This window comes from Streptomyces sp. NBC_01537 (assembly GCF_045040445.1).
In the GTDB taxonomy this organism is placed as follows: domain Bacteria; phylum Actinomycetota; class Actinomycetes; order Streptomycetales; family Streptomycetaceae; genus Actinacidiphila.
In genome coordinates, this window is sequence record NZ_CP109392.1 from 9225425 (window position 1) to 9246094 (window position 20670).

Annotated in this window: 19 protein-coding genes; 7 read left to right on the top strand and 12 right to left on the bottom strand. The window is 72.4% G+C overall.

What is annotated here, in order from left to right; all coding sequences use genetic code 11:
• Nucleotides 1–22: 22 nt before the first annotated feature.
• Nucleotides 23–937 carry a Gfo/Idh/MocA family protein gene (locus tag OG607_RS42250; protein WP_405735193.1) on the top strand — a complete coding sequence of 305 codons (915 nt, stop codon included), beginning with the start codon at nt 23–25 and terminating at the stop codon, nt 935–937.
• On the opposite strand, the gene lnt is transcribed toward OG607_RS42250, so the two are convergent.
• Complete coding sequence (gene lnt / locus OG607_RS42255; RefSeq protein ID WP_405737438.1) at nt 909–2435, bottom strand: apolipoprotein N-acyltransferase; 1527 nt, start codon at nt 2433–2435, stop codon at nt 909–911. The two genes, OG607_RS42250 and lnt, sit on opposite strands and share 29 nt — an antisense overlap.
• Before the next feature lie 181 nt (nt 2436–2616).
• On the opposite strand from lnt, the gene OG607_RS42260 reads away from it, so the two are divergent.
• Nucleotides 2617–5037 (top strand): SpoIIE family protein phosphatase, encoded by a 2421-nt coding sequence (locus tag OG607_RS42260; RefSeq protein ID WP_405735195.1) that lies wholly within the window; start codon nt 2617–2619, stop codon nt 5035–5037.
• A gap of 30 nt (nt 5038–5067) precedes the next feature.
• On the opposite strand, the gene OG607_RS42265 is transcribed toward OG607_RS42260, so the two are convergent.
• Complete coding sequence (locus OG607_RS42265) at nt 5068–5724, bottom strand: hypothetical protein (RefSeq protein ID WP_405735197.1); 657 nt, start codon at nt 5722–5724, stop codon at nt 5068–5070.
• Nucleotides 5725–6459: 735 nt separating this feature from the next.
• On the opposite strand from OG607_RS42265, the gene OG607_RS42270 reads away from it, so the two are divergent.
• Nucleotides 6460–7335, top strand: a complete 876-nt coding sequence (locus tag OG607_RS42270) for an Fpg/Nei family DNA glycosylase (protein ID WP_405735200.1) — start codon at nt 6460–6462, stop codon at nt 7333–7335.
• Nucleotides 7336–7345: 10 nt separating this feature from the next.
• On the opposite strand, the gene opcA is transcribed toward OG607_RS42270, so the two are convergent.
• Nucleotides 7346–8275: a glucose-6-phosphate dehydrogenase assembly protein OpcA gene (gene opcA, locus OG607_RS42275; RefSeq protein WP_405735202.1), complete on the bottom strand. Its 930-nt coding sequence runs from the start codon at nt 8273–8275 to the stop codon at nt 7346–7348.
• On the bottom strand, nt 8272–9813 hold the full coding sequence (zwf, locus tag OG607_RS42280; protein ID WP_405735203.1) for a glucose-6-phosphate dehydrogenase: 1542 nt from the start codon (nt 9811–9813) through the stop codon (nt 8272–8274). Before zwf ends, opcA begins: the two co-directional genes overlap by 4 nt.
• Nucleotides 9814–10021: 208 nt before the next feature.
• Between zwf and OG607_RS42285 the strand changes: the two genes are divergently transcribed.
• Nucleotides 10022–10579: a DoxX family protein gene (locus tag OG607_RS42285; RefSeq protein ID WP_405735206.1), complete on the top strand. Its 558-nt coding sequence runs from the start codon at nt 10022–10024 to the stop codon at nt 10577–10579.
• Between the two features lie 10 nt (nt 10580–10589).
• The gene (locus tag OG607_RS42290) at nt 10590–11210 is read left to right on the top strand and encodes an NAD(P)-dependent oxidoreductase (protein WP_405735209.1); all 621 of its coding nucleotides are present in this window, start codon (nt 10590–10592) and stop codon (nt 11208–11210) included.
• Here the strand turns inward: OG607_RS42290 and OG607_RS42295 are convergent.
• Complete coding sequence (locus tag OG607_RS42295; RefSeq protein WP_405735212.1) at nt 11200–11739, bottom strand: potassium channel family protein; 540 nt, start codon at nt 11737–11739, stop codon at nt 11200–11202. The two genes, OG607_RS42290 and OG607_RS42295, sit on opposite strands and share 11 nt — an antisense overlap.
• A gap of 49 nt (nt 11740–11788) precedes the next feature.
• Between OG607_RS42295 and OG607_RS42300 the strand changes: the two genes are divergently transcribed.
• Complete coding sequence (locus OG607_RS42300; RefSeq protein ID WP_405735215.1) at nt 11789–12283, top strand: NUDIX domain-containing protein; 495 nt, start codon at nt 11789–11791, stop codon at nt 12281–12283.
• Here the strand turns inward: OG607_RS42300 and OG607_RS42305 are convergent.
• The 4 genes from OG607_RS42305 to OG607_RS42320 form a co-directional block, all read right to left on the bottom strand.
• On the bottom strand, nt 12280–13209 hold the full coding sequence (locus OG607_RS42305) for a hypothetical protein (protein WP_405735218.1): 930 nt from the start codon (nt 13207–13209) through the stop codon (nt 12280–12282). The two genes, OG607_RS42300 and OG607_RS42305, sit on opposite strands and share 4 nt — an antisense overlap.
• Nucleotides 13210–13331: 122 nt before the next feature.
• Complete coding sequence (locus tag OG607_RS42310; protein ID WP_405735220.1) at nt 13332–13976, bottom strand: TetR/AcrR family transcriptional regulator; 645 nt, start codon at nt 13974–13976, stop codon at nt 13332–13334.
• Between the two features lie 2 nt (nt 13977–13978).
• Nucleotides 13979–15430 (bottom strand): MFS transporter, encoded by a 1452-nt coding sequence (locus OG607_RS42315; RefSeq protein ID WP_405735222.1) that lies wholly within the window; start codon nt 15428–15430, stop codon nt 13979–13981.
• Between the two features lie 84 nt (nt 15431–15514).
• Nucleotides 15515–16279: an SDR family NAD(P)-dependent oxidoreductase gene (locus tag OG607_RS42320; protein WP_405735225.1), complete on the bottom strand. Its 765-nt coding sequence runs from the start codon at nt 16277–16279 to the stop codon at nt 15515–15517.
• A 167-nt stretch (nt 16280–16446) separates the two neighbouring features.
• On the opposite strand from OG607_RS42320, the gene OG607_RS42325 reads away from it, so the two are divergent.
• Nucleotides 16447–17082, top strand: a complete 636-nt coding sequence (locus OG607_RS42325) for a TetR/AcrR family transcriptional regulator (protein ID WP_405737440.1) — start codon at nt 16447–16449, stop codon at nt 17080–17082.
• Nucleotide 17083: 1 nt separating this feature from the next.
• Here the strand turns inward: OG607_RS42325 and OG607_RS42330 are convergent, their stop codons facing one another.
• The 3 genes from OG607_RS42330 to OG607_RS42340 form a co-directional block, all read right to left on the bottom strand.
• Nucleotides 17084–17764, bottom strand: coding sequence for a response regulator (locus OG607_RS42330; protein WP_405735226.1), 681 nt, complete (start codon nt 17762–17764; stop codon nt 17084–17086).
• A complete protein-coding gene (locus OG607_RS42335; protein WP_405735229.1) occupies nt 17761–18972 on the bottom strand; it encodes a sensor histidine kinase in 1212 nt (403 codons plus the stop codon). The genes OG607_RS42330 and OG607_RS42335 overlap by 4 nt, the downstream gene beginning before the upstream one ends.
• A 276-nt stretch (nt 18973–19248) precedes the next feature.
• Nucleotides 19249–20565 (bottom strand): MFS transporter, encoded by a 1317-nt coding sequence (locus OG607_RS42340; protein WP_405735232.1) that lies wholly within the window; start codon nt 20563–20565, stop codon nt 19249–19251.
• Nucleotides 20566–20670: the final 105 nt, after the last annotated feature.

The window sequence follows — 20670 nt, forward strand, 5'->3', positions numbered from 1 at the left end:
GGTATGCCCATATGCTGAGCCCATGAAGATCGGTGTGATCGGACTCGGCGACATCGCCCAGAAGGCCTACCTGCCGGTGCTCACCGCACAGCCCGGCCTGGAGCTGCATCTGCACACCCGCAGCCGCGCCACCCTGGACCGGATCGGCGACGCACACCGGATTCCCCCGCCGCACCGCCACGCCGCCCTCGACGACCTGCTGGCGCAGGAACCCGACGCGGCCTTCGTGCACGCACCGACCGACCGCCATGTCGAGATCGCCGGGCGCCTGATCGAAGCCGGTGTCCCGGTCTACCTCGACAAGCCCCTCGCCTCCGACCTCGCGGGCGCCGAGCACCTCGTACGGCTCGCGGAGCGGCACCGCGTCAGCCTCATGACGGGCTTCAACCGCCGCTACGCGCCCGCGTACACGCAGGTCCTGGAGCACCCGCGCGACCTGATCCTGATGCAGAAGAACCGGGTCGGCCTCCCCGCGCAGGCGCGCGGTTTCGTCTACGACGACTTCATCCATGTCGCCGACACCCTGCGCTTCCTGCTGCCCGGCGCGGTCGAGCACACGACGGTGCGGGCCAAGGTGCGCGGCGGGCTGACCCACCACATCGTGCTGGAGCTGTCCGGCGACGGCTTCACGGCCATCGGCGTCATGAACCGGATGAGCGGGTCCGCCGAGGAACGGCTCGAAGTCTCGGGCGACGACACCAAGCGCGAGGTCGTCAACATCGCCGACGTCATCGACCACAAGGGCCAGCCCACGCTGCGCCGCCGGGGCGACTGGGTCTCCGTCGCCCGGCAGCGCGGCTTCGAGCAGATCACCCAGGCCTTCCTGGACGCCGTGCGCGCGGGCAAGCTGCTCGACGCGCAGGACAGCCTGCGCACGCACGAACTGTGCGAACGGATCGTCACCGAGATCACCCGGATCGGCGAGCGGACCGCCTGACCGCCACCTCGTACGCCGCCGCGACGGCCAGCAGGAGCACGGCGAGCTTCACCACCCAGTCCCCGTACCGGTCGTACGGGCTGCGCCCGTCGGCCAGCGGAATGTCGTACACGGCAGCGGTGCTGCGCGAAGTGCCGAGCCGCGGGCCGATCTGGCGGCCCCGGGCGTCGTACACAGCGGTGATGCCGGTCAGTGTGGCGTGCACCATCGGCCGCCAGGACTCCGCCGCGCGCAGAGCGGCCAGCGAGGCGTGCTGCGCGGGCGCCCAACTGTCCTGGAAGGACGAGGTCGAGGACTGCGCCACGAGCAGCTGGGCGCCCTTGCCCGCCAGGTTGCGGCTCATGTCGGGGAACGCCGACTCGAAGCAGACCAGTGGCCCGATGCGCAGGTCGCCGGTGTCCATGATCACCTGATGGTCGCCGCGCCGCCGGTCCTCGCCGGCCGCCTTGCCCACGGAGGTGACCCAGCCGAGCACCGAGCGGAGCGGGATGTACTCGCCGAAGGGCACCAGGCGCATCTTGTCGTAGCTCTCGCCGACCGGCCCGTCCGGGCCGATCAGGACGGAGGTCTTGGAGATGCCGCGCCCGTCGGCGCGCCGGGCGTCGACATTGACCAGCACATCGGCGCCCACGTCCTGCGCAAGGGCGGCCAGCCGCTGCGCTATGTCCGGGCGCGAGGTCAGGTCGAAGCCGACGCTGCTCTCGCCCCACACCACCAGATCCACGCCCCGGCCCGCGAGAGTCCGGGTCAGCGCCTCGCCCCGGTCGAATCGCGCCTGCGCACCGACGATCACCCCCGGCTGCACCACCGCCACACGCACCGTCTCCCCGTCCCCGCCCGGCACCGGGGCCCATCGCCAGGCCCCCGTCGTACCGGCCGCGACCAGAGCCAGCGCCGCGCATGCGGGCATACGCGCCCGGGGCACCGCGATCAGCACCGCCAGCGCCGTGTTCACCGCGACCACCACCGCGCTCACCAGCCAGACCCCGCCCAGCGACGCCAGCCGCAGCGCCGGCCCCACCTGCCACTGGCTGGCGCCCAGCAGCCCCCACGGGCCGCCCAGGTACTCCCAGGAGCGGGCCAGCTCCGCCATCAGCCAGCCGCACGGCACCAGCACCAGGGCCGCCGCCGCGGAGCGGCCCGACGGGACCCCGCCGAGCAGCCGGTGCACCAGCCAGCCCCACGGCGCCCACAGGGCCCCCAGGAGCAGCGCCAGCACCACGATGAAGACATGAAGGCTCGACCACAGCCAGTGGTGCACCGCGATCATGAACCCGGCCCCGCCCAGCCACCCGTCCAGCGCAGCGCGCCGCCCGGTACCCGCCGACCTGACCAGCAGCAGCCAGGGCACCAGGGCCCCGTAGGCCAGCCACCACAGTGAGGGCGCCGGAAAGGCCAGCGCGGGCAGCGCGCCGGCCGCCACTGCCACTGCCCCCCGCGCCCAGGGCGAGGCCGGTCCCGAAGAGGTCCGGGCCACTGCCTTGCCACCGGTCGTCATGGTCACACGCGCTCCTCACGATCGCCCTGCCCCAGTGTCGACGCTGAAGCGCGTTGTGCACAGGGCGCGACGCGCGGCTTGAGACTGAGCAGGCGAGGGATCATCCTGGGACTGGTGACGTGGCGCGGGTGCATGGCACGGCGACGCGACGTGGCGTGGTGAGGAGACGAAAGACCTGCCGATGGCGACGGAGAGCGGTCAAGAGGCGCAAGGCGGAGCGGGAGACGGCCGCGGGCGTGCGGAGCCCGTGGTCCCTGCCGTCGCGACCGACGACCGGGGGATCATCACGGCCTGCGGTCCCACCGCCCTGCGGCCGCTCGGCCGGGAGGCCGCCGACGCCATCGGCCGCCCGGTCCGCGAACTGCTCGCCGGTCCGCCCCCCGCCGTCGTCGTGCGAGCCGCCGCCCGCCACGAGGCCTGGGAAGCCCTCCTGCCGCTCCGGCACCGCGACGGCAGCCGCGTCGACGTCATCGTCCGCGCCCATCCGCTGCTGGACGCCCACGGCGCCGTCCAGTGGTTCCTGACCACCGGCACGCCCCCGGAACCGCTCCGGCCGCTCAACGCCTGGACCCTGGCCCAGCTCCCCATCCCGGTCGCGGTCTACGACCACGAAGTCCGCCTCGCCGGCTTCAACGCCGCGATGGAGCGGCTGCTCGGCATGCGCATGGACGACAAGATCGGCCTCCGGCTGGCCGAGATGCCGGGCAGCCACCGCTTCGACGAGTTCGACAGGCTCCAGCAACAGGTCGTGGACACCGGGGAGATGATGCGCGTGGAGAACTACGCCCGCGCCCCGGGCGACACCCGCGAGCACGCCTGGTCCATGTACTTCTTCCCGCTGAAGGACGACGCCGGGCAGGTACGGGGCATGTCCGCCGTCGTCTTCGACACCACCGAGCAGTACTGGGCCCGCGAGCGCCTCGCCGTCGTCAACGAGGCGAGCACCGCCATAGGCACCACCCTCGACGTCACCCGCACCGCCCAGGAACTCGCCGACCTCGCCGCCGGGCGGTTCGCCGACTTCGTCAGCGTCGACCTGCTCGACTCCATCGTCCGCGGCGAGGAGCCGGTCGAGGCCGCTTCCGGCGGGGACGTGGTCTTCCGCCGCACCGCCCAGCAGTCCGTCCTCCCCGGCATCCCGGAGTCCGCGGCCGCCGTGGGCGATGTGGACCTCTACCCGGAACACTCTCCGCCCGCCCGCGCCCTGGCCACCGGCAAGGCCACCCGGCACGTCGTCGACGACTCCGGGAGCAAGCGCTGGCTCGACAACGACGCCGCCCGCGCCGAGCGGGTGCGCGCGACCGGGATCCACTCGATGATGGTGGTGCCGCTGCGCGCCCGCGGCACCACGCTCGGGCTCGCGCTCTTCTTGCGGCACCGCACCCCCGACGCCTTCGACGACGACGACCTGCTGCTGGCCGAGGAGATCGCCGCCCGCGCCGCCGTCTGCATCGACAACGCCCGCCGCTACTCCCGCGAGCGCGCCACCGCCCTCACCCTCCAGCGCAGCATGCTCCCGCAGCGCATGCCCGACCAGGCCGCCGTCCAGGTCGCCTCCCGCTATCTGCCCGCCGGCTCCCAGGCCGGCGTCGGCGGCGACTGGTTCGACGTGATCCCGCTGTCCGGCGCCCGCGTCGCGCTGGTCGTCGGCGATGTCGTCGGTCACGGCGTCCATGCCTCGGCCACCATGGGCCGGCTGCGTACGGCGGTGCGCACCCTCGCCGACGTCGATCTGTCGCCGGACGAACTGCTCACCCACCTCGATGACCTCGTCATCCGCCTCGACCTCGAGGAAGGGCCCAAATCGGCGGGCGAGCCCGGCCGGCCCGCCGGCGAGATCGGTGCCACCTGCCTGTACGCGGTCTACGACCCGGTGTCCCGGCGCTGCACCTTCGCCCGGGCCGGGCACCCGCTGCCCGCCGTGGTCTACCCCGACGGCCGAGTCGAGTTCCCCGAACTGCCCGCCGGGCCGCCGCTGGGCCTGGGCGGTATGCCGTTCGAGGCGGCGGAGCTGGAGCTTCCCGAGGGCAGCCTGCTGGCCCTCTACACCGACGGCCTGGTCGAGTCCGCCGGACACGACGTCGACGCCGGACTCGCCCTCCTGGCCCGTGCGCTGACCCGCCCGGCCCGCTCGCTGGAGGAGACCTGCGACAACGTGCTCTACTCGCTGCTGCCCGACCGCCCCGCCGATGACATCGCCCTGCTCGTGGCCCGTACGCGGGCCCTTGACGCGAGCCATGTCGCCACGTGGGAGCTGCCGCCCGACCCGGCCATCGTGGCCGAGGCCCGCAAGGACGGCGCCGAGCAGCTGGAGAGGTGGGGACTGGGCGAACTGGTCTTCACCACCGAGCTGGTGGTCAGCGAACTCGTCACCAACGCCATCCGCTACGCCAACGGCCCCATCCGGCTACGGCTGATCCGCGACGCCACCCTCATCTGCGAGGTGTCCGACACCAGCAGCACCGCCCCGCACCTGCGCCGCGCCCGGACCTTCGACGAGGGCGGCCGTGGGCTGCTGCTGGTCGCCGCTCTCACGCAGCGGTGGGGCACCCGGCAGACCGAGGCCGGCAAGACGATCTGGGCGGAGCAGGCGCTTCCCTGACGCGGCGGCGTGGTGTCGTGTGCGGTGGCGTCAGCGCTGCCAGGTCCCGGTCGTGCTGGGCCCGCTCCACGTCTGGCCGCCGTACCCGCCGCCCGCCCGGTGACGGCCGGTCTGCCCCTGCTGGGCCTGCTGCGCGGCCCCGGCGCGCGCGACGGCCTCCTGCCAGTCGCTGCTGTCCCAGGTGCCGCTCGTCCTGGCGTGGCGGCCGCTGCCGGATGTTGTCGAGGCCGAGGCCGAGGCAGAGTTCGAGGTCGACGTGGAGGTGGTGGTGGAGGATGTCCCCGAGTTCTCCGTACGGGCCGAGATCGTCGTCGTGAGCACCGTGTCCTCGGCCTTCGCGCCCACCGATGCGGCTCTCGCCGCCGGTTCCGGGGCGACCTGCGCGGTGTCCTCGGCCGAGGCCTTCAGCGGCTGATGGGCCGGTGCCGCCGCGCCGTCCGACGACCCTCCGTGCGGCATCAGCAACGACAGCCCTGCCACGGCACCGGTCGCCGACAGCACCGCCGTACCCACCGAGCCCGGTCCCGGGCGCCTCAGTCGCGGCCCGCGATGCCGCGCGGCGCCCACTACCTCGCCGCTGATCACCCTGGCCTCGTCGGCCCCACTGCGGTCCAGCGGCTGCGGCCCCGGTATCACCTCGGTCGGATCCAGCGCGCGTTCGGCCACGCCGTTCGCTCGGGCGGGCATCGGAAGAGGGTCGGCCATGGTCCCTGATCATTCATGCCGGATCGTCCGATGTCCAGTTTTCCAGGTTAACGAACTGTGGCGGGTGGGCGGGGAGTTGCCGCTGGGGGCCACTCTCGGTGCCGGTCCGGGGCCTCCGGGGTGGGGGTCCTGGACCGACATATTTACGTGCATGGCGGGTCGGCCGCTGTCTTGCCCGGCATGCCGCACACAAATATGCGGAGCGTCCAGGACCCCCACCCCTGCGACCCCGGCTCTCCCGTTCGTTGTCGGCGGACGGAGTCCGGCGCAGCCGTCCGAAGCCAGCGCAGCGCCCGCGAGGGGGGCGTCCGGGATAGGAGTTCCCCACCCCTGCGACGCCGGCTCTCCCGTTCGTTGTCGGCGGACGGAGTCCGGCGCAGCCGTCCGAAGCCAGCGCAGCGCCCGCGAGGGGGGCGTCCGGGATAGGAGTTCCCCACCCCTGCGACGCCGGCTCTCCCGTTCGTTGTCGGCGGACGGAGTCCGGCGCAGCCGCTCGAAGCCAGCGCAGCGCCCGCGAGGGGGGCGTCCGGGATAGGAGTCCCCCACCCCTGCGACCCCGGCCCTCCCGTTCGTCGGTGGCTTTCCCGCCGTCGTGGGGCACCTATTGAGCCCGTCCGGCGTTTGAGGACACGCCCGGAGGGCGTTCGGGGTCTGGGGTGGAACCCCAGTGGGGTCCAGGGGCGGGCGGCCGGGCGCGCGGTGCCGCACACTGGTCGTATGCCGGAGCTGCCCGAAGTCGAAGCGCTGGCCGGATTCCTGGCCGAGCGGCTGACCGGCCGGGCGATCGGGCGGGTGCTGCCGGTGGCGGTGAGTGTCCTGAAGACGTATGACCCGCCGCTGAGCGCGCTGGAGGGCCGCAGGGTCAGCGGGGTGGGCCGGTACGGGAAGTTCCTCGGCATCGCGACCGAGGGGGAGGACGGCCCGCATCTGGTGTTCCATCTTGCGCGTGCCGGGTGGCTGCAGTGGAAGGAGAAGCTGCCGGATGCGCCGCCGCGCCCGGGGAAGGGGCCGCTGGCGCTGCGGGTGAGCCTGGCGGAGCCGTCCGGGTCGGGCTTCGACCTCACGGAGGCCGGTACGAAGAAGAGCCTGGCGGTGTACTGCGTGGCCAAGCCGCAGGATGTCCCCGGTATCGCGCGGCTCGGGCCGGACCCTCTCGACCCGGCGTTCACGGTGGAGGCGTTCAGGGAGCTGCTGGAGGGGGAACGCAGGCAGATCAAGGGCGTTCTGCGCGATCAGAGCACCATCGCGGGGATCGGCAATGCCTACTCGGACGAGGTGTTGCACGTCGCGCGCATGTCGCCCTTCAAGCTCGCGGCGAGTTTCACGGAGGAGGAGAGCGCCCGGCTGTACGCGGCCATAGGGAGCACCCTCGCCGAGGCGATCGAGCGCTCGCGCGGGATCGACGTGAGCAAGCTGAAGGCCGAGAAGAAAACCGGCCTGCGCGTGCACGGCAGGACCGGTGAGGCATGCCCGGTGTGCGGGGACACCGTGCGCGAGGTCAGCTTCAGTGATTCCTCGCTGCAGTACTGCCCGACGTGCCAGACAGGCGGCAAGCCCCTCGCGGACCGCCGCCTGTCCAGGCTCCTGAAGTAATGCCGGTGACTCAGGCCGCCGCTTTCGCCTTTTCGGCGTGGCCCAGCGCCTCCGCGTAGGCCTCGTCCGGGTCGAGCCGGCGGAGTTCCTCGGCGATGAGCTCCGCGGTCGTGCGGACCTTGAGGGCGAGGTGGCGCTCGGGCTGGCCGGGGATGGAGAGTTTGGCGGAGACGCCCTCGGGGCGGTCGATGAGGACCTCGCCGTCGGCGGTGTTGAGCCGTACGGCGGTGACCACGGGCCCGTCGGTGACCACTCGCTCGACGGGGACCCGCAGCCGCGCGCCGAGCCAGCGGGCGAGCAGTTCGGCGCTGGGGTTGTCGGCTTCGCTCTCGACGGCGGCGGAGGTGACGGTGGCGCGGGCCTGGTCGAGGGCGGCGGCGAGCATGCTGCGCCAGGGGGTGAGGCGGGTCCAGGCCAGGTCGGTGTCGCCGGGGTGGTAGGAGCCGGCGCGCAGGGCCAGTTGCTTGAGCGGCTGCTCGACGGCGTAGGCGTCGGTGATCCGGCGCTGGGCGAGGGCGCCGAGCGGGTCCTGGGCGGGGTCGGCGGGGGCGTCGACCGGCCACCAGACGACGACCGGGGCGTCGGGGAGGAGCAGGGGCAGGACCACGCTGTGGGCGTGGTCGGCGAGTTCGCCGTGCAGGCGCAGCAGGATGGTCTCGCCGGTGCCGGTGTCGCCGCCGACCCGGACTTCGGCGTCCAGGCGGGTGTTCTTGCGGTCGCGCTGGGTGCGTGCGGGCCGTTTGATGACGACCAGGATGCGGGAGGGGTGCTCCTTGGAGGCGTCGCTGGCGGCCTTGAGGGCGTCGTAGTGGTTGCCCTCGTCGGTGACGATGACGAGGGTGAGCACCATGCCGACGGCCGGGCTTCCGGCGGTCCTGCGCGCTTTGACCAACGCTGAGTTGATCTTGCTCGATGTGGTCTGTGTCAGGTCGATGTTCATGGCCGGCGCCAGCTCCTGCCGTCTCGTGCGAGCATCTCGTCCGCTGCCTTGGGGCCCCAGGTCCCGGAAATGTACTGCTCGGGCCTGCCGTGCTTCTCCCAGTAGTCCTCGATCGGGTCGAGGATCTTCCAGGACTCCTCCACCTCCTGGTGGCGGGGGAAGAGGTTGGTGTCACCGAGGAGCACGTCCAGGATCAGCCGCTCGTACGCCTCCGGGCTCGCCTCGGTGAAGGACTCTCCGTAGGCGAAGTCCATCGTCACGTCCCGGATCTCCATCGAGGTGCCGGGCACCTTGGAGCCGAAGCGGACCGTGATGCCCTCGTCCGGCTGGACCCGGATGACCAGGGCGTTCTGGCCCAGTTCCTGGGTCTCGGTGGTGTCGAAGGGGGAGTGGGGCGCGCGCTGGAAGACCACGGCGATCTCGGTGACGCGGCGTCCGAGGCGCTTGCCGGTACGGAGATAGAAGGGGACGCCCGCCCAACGGCGGTTGTCGATCTCCAGTTTGACGGCGGCGTAGGTGTCGGTCCTGGACTGCGGGTCGATGCCCTCCTCCTGGAGGTAGCCCACTGCCTGCTCGCCGCCCTGCCAGCCTGCCGCGTACTGGCCGCGCACGGTGTGCTTGCCCAGATCGGCGGGGAGTTTGGCGGCCCGCAGGACCTTGAGCTTCTCGGTGACCAGGGAGTCGGCGTCGAAGCCGGCGGGCTCCTCCATCGCGGTGAGAGCGAGGAGTTGGAGCAGGTGGTTCTGGATGACGTCGCGGGCGGCGCCGATGCCGTCGTAGTAGCCGGCGCGGCCGCCGATGCCGATGTCCTCGGCCATGGTGATCTGGATGTGGTCGACGTAGGACCGGTTCCACAGCGGCTCGAACATCGTGTTGGCGAACCGAAGCGCCAGGATGTTCTGGACCGTCTCCTTGCCCAGGTAGTGGTCGATGCGGAAGACGTCCTGCGGCGGGAAGACCTGGTGGACGACCTGGTTCAGCTCCTCGGCGCTCGCCAGGTCGTGGCCGAAGGGCTTCTCGATGACCGCGCGCCGCCAGGAGCCGGCCGGCGGGTCGGCCAGGCCGTGCCTCTTGAGCTGCTGGACGACCTTGGGGAAGAACTTGGGCGGCACGGAGAGGTAGAAGGCGAAGTTGCCGCTGGTGCCCCGCTCCTTGTCGAGCTCGACGACCGCCTCGCGGAGCCGCTCGAAGGCCTGGTCGTCGTCGAACTCGCCCGGGATGAAGCGCATGCCTTCGGCGAGCTGCTGCCAGACCTCCTCACGGAACTCGGTCCGCGAGTGCTCCTTCACCGAGTCGTGGACGATCTGCGCGAAGTCCTCGTCGGCCCAGTCGCGGCGGGCGAAGCCGAGCAGTGAGAAGCCGGGCGGGAGCAGGCCGCGGTTGGCGAGGTCGTAGATGGCCGGCATCAGCTTCTTGCGGGACAGGTCACCGGTCACGCCGAAGATCACCAGGCCGGACGGGCCGGCGACGCGCGGCAGCCTGCGGTCGGAGGCGTCGCGCAGCGGGTTGCGCCACACCGCTCCGGTTGTCGTACTCACCCTGATCAGGGCTCCTTCCGAGTTGCTCTCTGTGCCAACGAACCGCAGACCGGAGGCTGTTTATTTCCGGGTTCCGCCCAGGTCCTTCCGGGGTTTCGTACCGGGCCCGCCGTGGGGTCGTACCCGCGAACCCGGCCGAGATCACCTCCGGACCCGATCGGCCCAGCCCCGGCGGCGCGGCGGCGTGGGACGGCGAAGACTGGGCGGCATGGCTGCTCACTACCAGTACCACCGCAAGGACGTCGGACTGCTCGCGCTGCGGATCGGAATCGGCGGCGTGCTGTTCGCCCATGGCGCGCAGAAACTCTTCGGCTGGTTCGGCGGCCACGGGCTGGAGGGCACCGGCGCCGGCATGGAGCACATGGGCTTCGAGCCGGGCAAGCAGAGCGCCCTGGCCGCCGGGCTCGGCGAGGCGGGCGGCGGCGCGCTGCTCGCGCTCGGCCTGGCCACGCCGGCCGCCGGCGCGGCGGCGGCCGGCGCCATGGCGGGAGCCGTCGCCGTGCACGCCCCCGCCGGCTTCTTCGCGATGTCCGGCGGATTCGAGTACCCGGCGTTCCTGGGCTACACCGCCGCCGGTATCGGTCTCGCGGGCCCCGGCCGCTACTCCCTGGACCACCTGACCGGCCACGCCGTGGACCGCCCCTGGGTCGTCGCCGTCGCCTTCTCCGTGAGCGCCCTCGCCGCGGGCGTCGTCCTCACCCGCCGCGCCAAGGTCCTGGAGAGCCGCGCCCGGGCCGCCGAGGGGAAGGCGGACACCCCCGAGTAGCCTGAGCGTCATGACCATGCATCTGGCGGTATTCGGAGCCACCGGCCACGTCGGCCGCCACCTGGTCGACCAGGCCCTCGCCGCCGGCCACGAGGTCACCGCCCTCGTACGCGACCCGGCCCGGCTACCGGCCCGCGAGGGGCTGACCGTCGTCCCCGGCGCAGTACAGGACGCCGAGGCGGTCGCCCGTACGGTCCAGGGCGCCGAAGCGGTCCTCAGCGCGCTAGGCACGCGCAAGTTGTGGGGCGTCACGGTCTGCACGGACGGTATGCGTGCCGTCCTGCCGGCCATGAAGGCACACGGGGTGCGCAGGCTGGTCGCGGTCGGCTGTTACGGGACGGGCGAGGACCGCCGCAAGGATCTCTACTACTACGCGATGTCCCTGGCCATCCGTCAGGTCATGCTGGACAAGAACCGCCAGGAGGCCCTGATCCGGGCGGCGGACGACGAGTGGACCATCGTCCGCCCGGCCGTCCTGGGCGGCGGTGCGCGCACGGGGCGCTACCGCGCGGGCACGGATCTGCGGCTCGGGCTCACGTCCCGGATCTCGTACGCCGATGTCGCGGGTTTCATGCTGGAGCAGCTCGGCAAGGACGAGTACGTCCGGCGGGCGGTCGCGGTCACGTCATAGGCCCCTGGTCCGGACCCGGTTTGCGTCGCAGGCCCGTCTGGACGGCGCCGAAGATCACCTTCGCGATCACGCCGACGGCCGCCAGGTCGACGAGCATCTGCACGGTCGTGAGGACGCGTGCGGCTCCGGTCACCGGGGTGATATCGCCGAAGCCGACCGTGGCGAAGACGGTGACCGTGAAGTAGAGGGCGTCCGTATGGTTCAGCGATTCCGAGAATGAACCCGGATGGGCGCGTTCCATCAGGATGCACGCACCGGCGAAGACCACGAGCAGCAGGGGCACGGCCACCGACAGCGCCTCGACGCCCCGCAGCCGGGGGTGCTCGGCGCCCGAGATGGCGCGGACCTGCCAGATGATCAGGGCGGCGAAGAGGACGAGGCCGATTCCGAGGAAGGCAAGTGCGGTGCCGCCGCGGGTGCGGTCCAGGGGGGCCAGGTAGTAGACGGTGAGCAGCGTGGCGGCGCTCGCCGCGGAGCGCAGCAGCGAGCGCACGAGCAGCCAGCGGCAGTGGGAGCGGGACGCCGTCATGGGGTCAGTATCGGGCGCGGGGCGGGCTGCGGCACGGCAGACTTGGGGCGTGGCAGTCGTCAGGACAGGGCCCAGGCGCAGCGCGGGGATTCTGCTCCACCGCGCCTCGGACCGGGGCGTCGAGGTGCTGATCGGGCATATGGGCGGGCCGTTCTGGGCCGGGCGGGACGAGAGCGCGTGGTCCGTGCCCAAGGGCGAGTACGGGCCGGAGGAGGAGCCCCTGGCGGCCGCGCACCGCGAGTTCCTGGAGGAGCTGGGGCTGCCGGTGCCGGACGGTGAGCGGGTACCGCTCGGAGAGGCCCGGCAGTCCGGGGGCAAGATCGTGACCGTGTGGGCCGTGGAGGGCGACCTCGACCCGGGACTGGTCGTGCCCGGCACGTTCACGATGGAGTGGCCCAGGGGGTCCGGGCGGATCCAGGAGTTCCCGGAGATCGACAGGGCCGCCTGGTTCGGCCTGCCGGAGGCCCGCGACAGGCTCGTTTCGGGCCAGCGGATCTTCCTCGACCGGTTGGCGTCCTCAATCGCCGGACGGGCCGAATTCTAGGAATGCGCGTGGGCGGGAACGCGGAGCGAGCCGAGGAGGGCGTTCACGTCGCGGTCGTGAAGGTCTGTGCCGTCGGGGGCCGGTACGGGCTGGGGCAGCGGGGCGGGCTGTGCCGCGCCGGGCTGGGACGGCAGGACGAGCAGGACCACACCCCGGGCGGCCACCGCGGCGGCGGCGAGGGCGAGGAGGGCGCCGGTGGTGCCGCCGCGGAACTGGTCCCCGGCGAGCAGCAGACCGATGGCCGCCGCGGTGGCGGGGTTGACGAGTGTGGCGGTGGCCAGCGGAGCGCCCAGGCCGCCGCGGTAGGCGGCCTGGGACAGCAGCACGCCACCGAGGGACAGCGGGACGACGAGGGCGGCGGGCAGCAGGACGTCGGCGGTGAGCAGACCCTGCATGCCGGTGTTCGTGAGCTGGTTCAGGGCTGTCTGGGTCATGGCCGACCCCACCCCGAAGGCGATTCCCGAGGCGGCGCCGTAGCGCAGGCCGGCGGTGACGGTGGTGCGCGAACCGGCCGGGATGGCGGTCAGGACGACGATCGCCGCCGCTGTCACGACCGCCAGGACGAGCGTCGACCGCAGGCTCAGCGTGTGGGCCGTCGATGACGTGGTCAGCACCAGCCCGGTGAGCCCGAGCATGGTCAGCGCCGCGCCCCGCCATTCGCCGGGCGTGACATGCCGGGCGTACGCGGCGGCCCCCATCGGTACGGCCAGCACCAGCGACAGTGCGCCGAGCGGCTGCACCAGCGTGAGCGGCCCGTACGGCAGCGCCACCACGTGCAGTCCGGCGCCGAGGCCGGTCAGGGCCAGGGCCAGGGGCCAGGACGCGTGGGCCTCGTGGGTGGCGATGCGCTGCTGGGCGACGGCGGCCGCGGCGTAGCAGACGGCCGACAGCAGCGAGAGGGCGACGGCGAGGGTAAGCGCACTCATCTCCGGGCCTCCTTGGCCGCCGTAGGACATCCTTACGATCTAAACGAAACGGTATCGTACGCATCGCGATCGCGGCAACCCTGACCGAGCGGATCGCTCGAGGGGTGGAGGTCCTGGTGGTGTCAGCGCGCTGCCGGCGCGCCCGGTCCGGTGAGCAAGTCCTGCAGGGCGGGGGCGTAGCGGTCGGCGAGCTCCTCGACGGGGGTCGCGCGTACGGCGTCGCCCCGCGCCAGGCCGTACATCACGCCGAGGCCCAGCAGCATGCCGAGGGCGAGCTCGGCGCGCAGTGCGGCGTCAGCGGCATCCGCGGCATCGGCTGCATCCGTGGTGCCCGTGGGGCCGGCCTCCATGAGGCGGGCGGTGAGGCGGGCGATGACCTGGCTCTTGAAGTTGGCGCGCAGGGTGTCGCCGTGGCCGCTGTGCAGCGGGGCGAAGACGATGCGCAGGGCGGCGGCGCCCCGGCCCTCCGCCTGGCTGGTGAGGACCAGGGTGACCATGTGGCGGCCCAGCTCCTCCACGGGGGCGTCGAGCAGGATGACGGCGTCCTCCTCGAAGGACAGGACGCGGGAGAACAACTGCTCCTTGCTGCCGAAGTACTTCACGATCAGGGGCGCGCTGACCCCGGCTTCCTCGGCCACCGCCTTGAGGGTGATGTCGGAGTACGCGTGACGCGCGAACATGAAACGGGCCGCCAGCAGGATCGCCGCCCGGGAGGCCTCGGCGTCCCGGCGCCGGGCGCCCGGCTCGGCGGTGGCGGTGCCGCTCATGATCATGCCCCTTCCAGCGCGGTCCCGGCCGGGCTCGCGGCGGCCGCCTCGTCGCGCTGCCGGGGCAGGCCGGCCGCCGGGCGCGGGCGGGGGATGGCCAGTGCCAGCGCGCAGCCCAGTAGCGCGACCGTACCAGCCATGCCGAATGCCATCAGGTAGCCGTGCAGCGTGGGGACCGCGGTCCCGCCGAGCAGGGCGGTGTGGTGGGTGAGCAGGGCGGCGACGGCGGCGCTGCAGGTGGCCTGGCCGATGGTGCGCAGCAGGACGTTGACGCCGTTGGCGGAGGCGGTCTGGGAGGCGGGCACGGCCTGCAGGATGAGGGTCGGCAGGGCGGAGTACGCCAGCGTGGTGCCCACCGAGACCACCGCGGCGCCCACGATGATCATCCACATGTGCCGGCTGTCGACGATGCGTGTCGCGTACCCGGTCGCGATGACGGCCGCACCGAGGGCCAGGGTGATCTTCGGGCCCCGGGCGGCGGAGATCCGCGCCGAGACGGGGGAGAGGACGAGCATGATCAGGCCGGCCGGGAGCATGCACAGGCCGGTGGCGAAGATGGACAGCCCCAGGCCGTAGCCGGTCGCCTCGGGGGCCTGCAGGAGTTGGGCGGTGACCAGGGAGTTGGCGTAGAACGCGAAGCCGACGACCAGTGCCGTGAGGTGCGGCAGGGCCACCCGGGGCTGCTTCGCCAGCCGCAGGTCCACCAGCGGCTCGCGGGTTCCCATCTGCTGCCGCCACCAGAGCGCCGTCACCACCACGGCCGCGACCAGCAGACCCAGGACGGCCGGGCTGGTCCAGCCCCAGTCGCTGCCCTGCGATATCGCCATGAGCAGGCACACCAGCGCCGCGCCCAGCCCGGCCGCGCCGGTGAAGTCGAAGCGCCCGGGGTTGCGCACGGGCGACTCCCGCACCGCCCACCAGGCCCCGGCCAGGCCGAACGCGCCGAGGGCGGTGGTGACCCAGAACATGACATGCCAGTCGGCGTACTGCACGATCAGCGCCGCGAGCGGCAGTCCGAGCGCCGCGCCGATGCCGACGGTGGAGCTCATCAGCGCGACCGCCGAACCGGTCCGGGCCGGGGGCAGTTCGTCGCGCAGGATGCTGATGGACAGCGGCACGACCGCGGCGGCCGCGCCCGACAGTGCCCGGGCGGCGATCAGCAGCCGGATGTCGGAGGTGAGCGCGCAGATCAGCGAGCCCGTCGTCATCAGGCCCAGGGCGATGAGCAGCACCCGCCGCTTGCCGTACATGTCGCCGGCCCGGCCGAGGACCGGTGTGAGCACCGCCCCGGCGAGCAGCGTCGCCGTGACCATCCAGGACACGCTGCCGGCCGAGGCCCCGGTCAGCCGGGGCAGGTCCGGGAGCAGCGGCACGACGACGGTCTGCATGACCGCCATCAGAATTCCGCCGAATGCGAGGGCGGGGATGGTGAGCCGCTCTCTGAGGCCTTGCATGGGCTGCTCCGGGGATCGCGAGATGAGGTGAACGTGTATTCACCACATTAGGTGAATACACGTTCACCAAGCAATCCCGGACCGTCAGACCGCGGACCACCCGTTGTCCACCGGCAGGACGACGCCGTTGATGTTGCTCGCCGCGTCGGAGGCCAGGAAGACGATGGCCGCGGCCTGCTCGTCCGCCTCCGCCAGCCGGCCGATCGCGCCCATGTACGTGCGGAGGACGGCCGCACCGTGAGCGGTCGGGTCCACGTCGACGACGATGCCGGTCTGGGTGCCGCCCGGGGCGATCGCGTTGGTGCGGATGCCCTGGGCCCTGTACATGACCGCGGTGGAGCGGGTCAGGCCGACGACGCCGTGCTTCGCGGCGGTGTACGCGGCGCCGGCGGCGCTGCCGCGCAGGCCGGCCTCGGAGGCGGTGTTGACGATCGCGCCCTTGCCCTTCGCCAGCATGTGGGGGAGGGCCGCGCGGGTCAGCAGGAACGGCGCGGTGAGGTTGACGCGGATGAGCCGCTCCCACTCGGCGTCGGTGACATCCGCGGTGGCGGACATCCGGTCCATGATCCCGGCGTTGTTGACCAGGACGTCCAGCCCGCCGAAGGACTCGACGGCGGTGGCGACGACCTCCTCCACCACGGCCTGCTCGCTCAGGTCGCCGACCACGGTCACGGCGGTCCCGCCCGCCGCCCGGATCTCCTCCGCCACGGCCTTGGCCCCGTCGGCGTTGAGGTCGGCGATCACGACCTTGGCCCCCTCGCCGGCGAAGCGCAGGGCGGCGGCCCGCCCGATGCCGGAGCCCCCGCCGGTGACGACGACGCTGCTGTTCTCCAGGCCGGTGATGCTCATGACTGCTCCAGGTGTCCTTGGTGCCGTGGTGCACGGTGCGGTACTGCGGCGACCCTACGACTTTGTGGCGTGAAGTGCCAACAAGTCGCATGATGCCAAAAACGCATAGGCTCGTACGATACGACGGACCGAGCAAGACGTAGGGGGAAGATGTGTCACACGAACCTGTGGCCGCGGTCCGTGGCGGGCGCAGAACCGGACGCCCGCCGCTCACCGAGAGGCGCAAGGCCGCCACCCGCCTGGAGATCGCCCGCGAGGCGGTCCGCCTCTTCACAGCCCAGGGCGTCGCCGCGACCTCCGCCGAGGAGATCGCCGAGGCGGCCGGGGTCTCGGTCCGCACGCTGTGGCGCTACTTCCCCAGCAAGGAGAGCTGCGTCCTGCCGCTGCTGACCGCCGGTGCGGAGATGACCGCGCGCTGCCTGCGCGCCTGGTCGGCGGAGCTCGGCCTGGCGGATGTCGTACGCGGGCTGCGGCGCGACGACATCCTGAGCGAAGAGGCCGCGATCGACGTGCCGACGATGATGGCCCTCGTCCGCCTCACCGAGCACGAGCCGGGCCTGCGGGCCGTGTGGCTCCAGGCACACGAAGCGGCCGAGCCCGTGTTCGCCCAGCTGGTCGCCGAGCGGTCCGGCGGTTCCGCCGACGACCTGCAGGTCAAGGTGCGGGCCGCGATGATCAACGTCGCCCTGCGCGTGGCCATCGAGCACTACGCCCGGCACGGCCGCGCGCAGGACGCGTCCGAAGGCGTGCACGAGGCCATGGCCGACGCGCTGCTCACGGTGTCCGCAGGGCTGCCTGACTGACTCAGTTCGGCGGCGGGACGGGCCGTACCAGGCCGGACTGGTAGGCGATGACGACCAGTTGGGCGCGGTCGCGGGCGTCGAGCTTGGTCATGGCCCGGTGGACGTGGGTGCGTACGGTCAGGGGGCTGACGACGAGTTTCTCGGCGATCTCGGTGTTGGACTTGCCCTCGGCGGCCAGGGCGGTGACCTCTCGCTCGCGGGCGGTGAGGGCGGCGAGGCGCTCGGGGGGCGCGAGGGGGTCGCCGGGTTCGGGGGCGGTGAGGAAGCGGGTGATGAGGGCGCGGGTGGCCAGGGGGGAGAGGAGGGCGTCACCGGAGGCCACGGTGCGGATGCCCGTGAGGAGTTCGTCGGTGGTGACGTCCTTGCCGAGGAAGCCGCTGGCACCGGCGCGCAGCGCGCGGGCGACGTACTCGTCGATCTCGAAGGTGGTGAGGATGAGGACACGCGTGGCGGACAGGCCGGGGTCGCCGCAGATGGTGGCGGTGGCGGTCAGGCCGTCGGTGCCGGGCATCCGGATGTCCATGACGACGACATCGGGGTGGTGGGTGCGGGTGAGCTCGGCCGCCTCCTCGCCGTCGGCGGCTTCGGCGACCACTTCCATGTCGTCGCAGGAGTCGATGAGGATCCGGAAGGTGGCCCGCAGGAGGGCCTGGTCGTCGGCCAGCAGTACGCGGATGGTCATGTGGTTCGGTCTTCCTCCGGGTTCTGGGGGTGCAGCGGCAGTTCGGTGGTGACCTCGAAACCGCCACCGGGACGCCGGCCCGCCGACAGCTGTCCGCCGACCGAGTGGGCGCGTTCGCGCATGCCCATCAGGCCGTATCCGCTGCCCGGGGCCGTGGTGGCGGGGGAGGGGGCGGTGCCGCCTCCGTCGTCGGTGACGGCGATGGTCAGGAGGTCGTAGGAGTACGAGAGCCGTACCTCGGCCGCTCGCGTGGCGGTGTGCTTGGTGACGTTGGTGAGCGCTTCCTGCACGATGCGGTACGCGGTGAGATCGACGCCCGGGGACAGCGGCCGCGGCTCGCCTTCGGTGGTGACGTTGACCTTGAGCCCGGCAGTCGCCAGCGCGTCGGTCAGTTCGGGAAGCCGGTCGAGCCCGGGGGTCGGTTCCAGGGGGGCGTCCGGGTCGCCCGCCTGGCGCAGGAGGCCGACGGTGCCCTTCAGTTCGCGCAGCGCCGACGAGGTCGTGCCGATGAGGTCGGCGAGGATCTGCTGGGCCTGGTCGGGACGGTTGCGTACCAGGTGCGCGGCGGTGCCCGCCTGGGCGTTGGCCAGTGCGAGGTGGTGGGCGACGACGTCGTGCAGCTCGCGGGCGATGCGCATGCGCTCCTCGGCGACCCGGTGGCGTGCTTCCTCCTCGCGGGTGCGCTCGGCGTGCTCGGCGCGGGCCTGCACGGCCGCCAGATAGGCGCGCCGCAGCTGGACGGACGTGCCGAAGGCCGCGGCCAGCAGCAGCCAGGCGGCGGGGCCGATCGTTTCGAGGCCCAGCGGCTGGTCGTCGGGTCCGGCGATCAGCGCCGTACCCACGAGCAGGACGACGGTCACCACGGCGTAGGCGCGGGTGGTGGCCCGGTCGGCCCGGACGGCGAGCGCGTACAGCGCGGCCATGAGCGGCGCCAGGATCAGCACGGTGGGCGGGTAGCCCAGCGCGGTCACGGTCACGGCGGAGGCGGTGGCCACTGCGACGGCGGTGCGGGGGCGGCTGCGGTGCCACAGCAGAGCGGCGCAGGCGACGGCCTGGCCCACCACCACGACGGGCCACCACGCGGTCGGGGTGGGGGCGCTCCGAGTGGTGGCGAGGCTGGCCGGCACGGACGCGGCGAACAGGAGCAGTGCCACCGCCGTGTTGCTGGCGGGGCCCTCTCGTATGTATCGCTGCCACTTGCTGATCATCGCGGGGGTTCCTGTCTGGGCCGGTTTCCCAGGCTCCCTGGTCCAGGCCTGCCATGTCGTCGTGCGTCTGCTGACAATCCTGTCTACTGAGAACGCAGTACAGCGCACCCGCTACCCGCGTGACCGCTCAACCATAGAGGCTGGCCGGCAGCGCGACGCCCGGCCGTCCCCGGACATGCCACCGCCACCGCCGCCGCGGGGGACCGCGGTGACGGTGGCGGGACACGCTTGTCATTGATCGCCGGACGGGCTGTAGGCCTGTTCGGCCTAACCCGGTCAGCCGACGGCGGTCAGCTCGCCGACCTCGGCCGGCTCCTGACGCACGGCGCGCAGCCCGGTGAGGCTGATCATGACAGCGGCGAACACCGCGGCGATCGCGAAGGCGGTGAAGCCCGCGGTGGTGGAGCCGGTGGCGAGGAGCTGGCCGCCGAGCCACGGGCCGAAGACGGCGCCGAAGCGGCCCATGCCGGAGACCCAGCCGACCGCGGTGCCGCGGTTCTCGTCGCTGGAGCGGCCGGCCACGTTGGCGTAGATCATCGCCTGGCCGCTGAAGAGGAACATGCCGGTGAGGAAGACCACGGTGTAGGTGAGGGCCAGCGGCATGTGGACGCTGAGTGTGTAGATCCCGACGGCGGTGATGGCGAACCAGATCGTGGAGATGCGGGAGCCGCCGAACATGTCGGTGAGCCTGCCGCCGACCAGCATGCCGACGATGCCGCCGAGGTTGATGACGATGATGAAGCCGATCGAGGACCCCAGGTCGTAGCCGTTGGCCTTCATCAGCGAGGGCAGCCACTGGGAGACGCCGTAGACCAGCAGCAGGCCGCCGAAGGACGCCAGCCAGAAGAGCAGGGTCTGGACCCACAGGCCGCCGCGGAACAGGGCGGCGACCGCGCTCCAGCGGTCGGCGCCGGCGGGGCGCGCTTCCTTCGGGGCGGGCAGTGCGACGTCGTAGCGGTCGGCGAGTGCGCGCGCCTCGGCGGTCCGGCCCTTGGCCTGCAGGAAGGTGATCGACTCGGGCAGGAACCTGATGGCCAGCGGGACGCCGATGAAGAGCGGGATCACGCAGATCCAGAAGGAGACGCGCCAGTCGCCGGTCCACAGCGCCACGAAGCCGGCGACGATACCGCCGGCCTGGTGGGCGGTCATCAGGGAGCCGACGATCAGGGCGCGGCGGCCGCGCGGGGCGTAGTCGGTGACCATGGTGATCGCGCTCGGGAGCAGGCCGCCGAGGCCGAGACCGGCCAGGAAGCGGCCGAGGCTGAAGACAGCGAGGCTGGAGGCCGAGGCGCAGACGGCGGAGGCCAGGGAGAAGACGGCGGTGGAGACGACGATGGTCTTCTTGCGGCCGACCCAGTCGCTGACGGTGCCGGAGGACAGCGCGCCGATCAGCATGCCGAAGGTGGCGTAGGAGCCGACGTCTCCGGCCTTGGCGGGAGTGATGCCGAGGGCCTTGGTCTCCAGCATGTGCGGCAGCACGGAGCCGTAGATGAACATGTCGAGGCCGTCGAACAGGACGACCAGCCAGCACAGGCCGACGACCAGGGTCGCGAGTCTGGCGCCGCGGGGCGACAGGGCGGCAGAGGAGGACATCGTTGTTTCCTCTCGTCCGGGAGGGCACCCCGGAGTCTGGGTGGTGAGACGGGTCGGTGCGGTTCGAGCCGACCCGGATGTGGGCTAGACGCTAGAAACGCCCAC

Excerpts from the sequence above, each read along its gene's own strand:
- OG607_RS42250 (WP_405735193.1), top strand. The coding sequence starts at position 23 with ATGAAGATCGGTGTGATCGGACTCGGCGACATCGCCCAGAAGGCCTAC.
- lnt (WP_405737438.1), bottom strand. The coding sequence starts at position 2,435 with ATGACGACCGGTGGCAAGGCAGTGGCCCGGACCTCTTCGGGACCGGCC.
- OG607_RS42260 (WP_405735195.1), top strand. The coding sequence starts at position 2,617 with ATGGCGACGGAGAGCGGTCAAGAGGCGCAAGGCGGAGCGGGAGACGGC.
- OG607_RS42265 (WP_405735197.1), bottom strand. The coding sequence starts at position 5,724 with ATGCCCGCCCGAGCGAACGGCGTGGCCGAACGCGCGCTGGATCCGACC.
- OG607_RS42270 (WP_405735200.1), top strand. The coding sequence starts at position 6,460 with ATGCCGGAGCTGCCCGAAGTCGAAGCGCTGGCCGGATTCCTGGCCGAG.
- opcA (WP_405735202.1), bottom strand. The coding sequence starts at position 8,275 with ATGAACATCGACCTGACACAGACCACATCGAGCAAGATCAACTCAGCG.
- OG607_RS42285 (WP_405735206.1), top strand. The coding sequence starts at position 10,022 with ATGGCTGCTCACTACCAGTACCACCGCAAGGACGTCGGACTGCTCGCG.
- OG607_RS42290 (WP_405735209.1), top strand. The coding sequence starts at position 10,590 with ATGACCATGCATCTGGCGGTATTCGGAGCCACCGGCCACGTCGGCCGC.
- OG607_RS42295 (WP_405735212.1), bottom strand. The coding sequence starts at position 11,739 with ATGACGGCGTCCCGCTCCCACTGCCGCTGGCTGCTCGTGCGCTCGCTG.
- OG607_RS42305 (WP_405735218.1), bottom strand. The coding sequence starts at position 13,209 with ATGAGTGCGCTTACCCTCGCCGTCGCCCTCTCGCTGCTGTCGGCCGTC.
- OG607_RS42310 (WP_405735220.1), bottom strand. The coding sequence starts at position 13,976 with ATGAGCGGCACCGCCACCGCCGAGCCGGGCGCCCGGCGCCGGGACGCC.
- OG607_RS42315 (WP_405735222.1), bottom strand. The coding sequence starts at position 15,430 with ATGCAAGGCCTCAGAGAGCGGCTCACCATCCCCGCCCTCGCATTCGGC.
- OG607_RS42320 (WP_405735225.1), bottom strand. The coding sequence starts at position 16,279 with ATGAGCATCACCGGCCTGGAGAACAGCAGCGTCGTCGTCACCGGCGGG.
- OG607_RS42330 (WP_405735226.1), bottom strand. The coding sequence starts at position 17,764 with ATGACCATCCGCGTACTGCTGGCCGACGACCAGGCCCTCCTGCGGGCC.
- OG607_RS42335 (WP_405735229.1), bottom strand. The coding sequence starts at position 18,972 with ATGATCAGCAAGTGGCAGCGATACATACGAGAGGGCCCCGCCAGCAAC.
- OG607_RS42340 (WP_405735232.1), bottom strand. The coding sequence starts at position 20,565 with ATGTCCTCCTCTGCCGCCCTGTCGCCCCGCGGCGCCAGACTCGCGACC.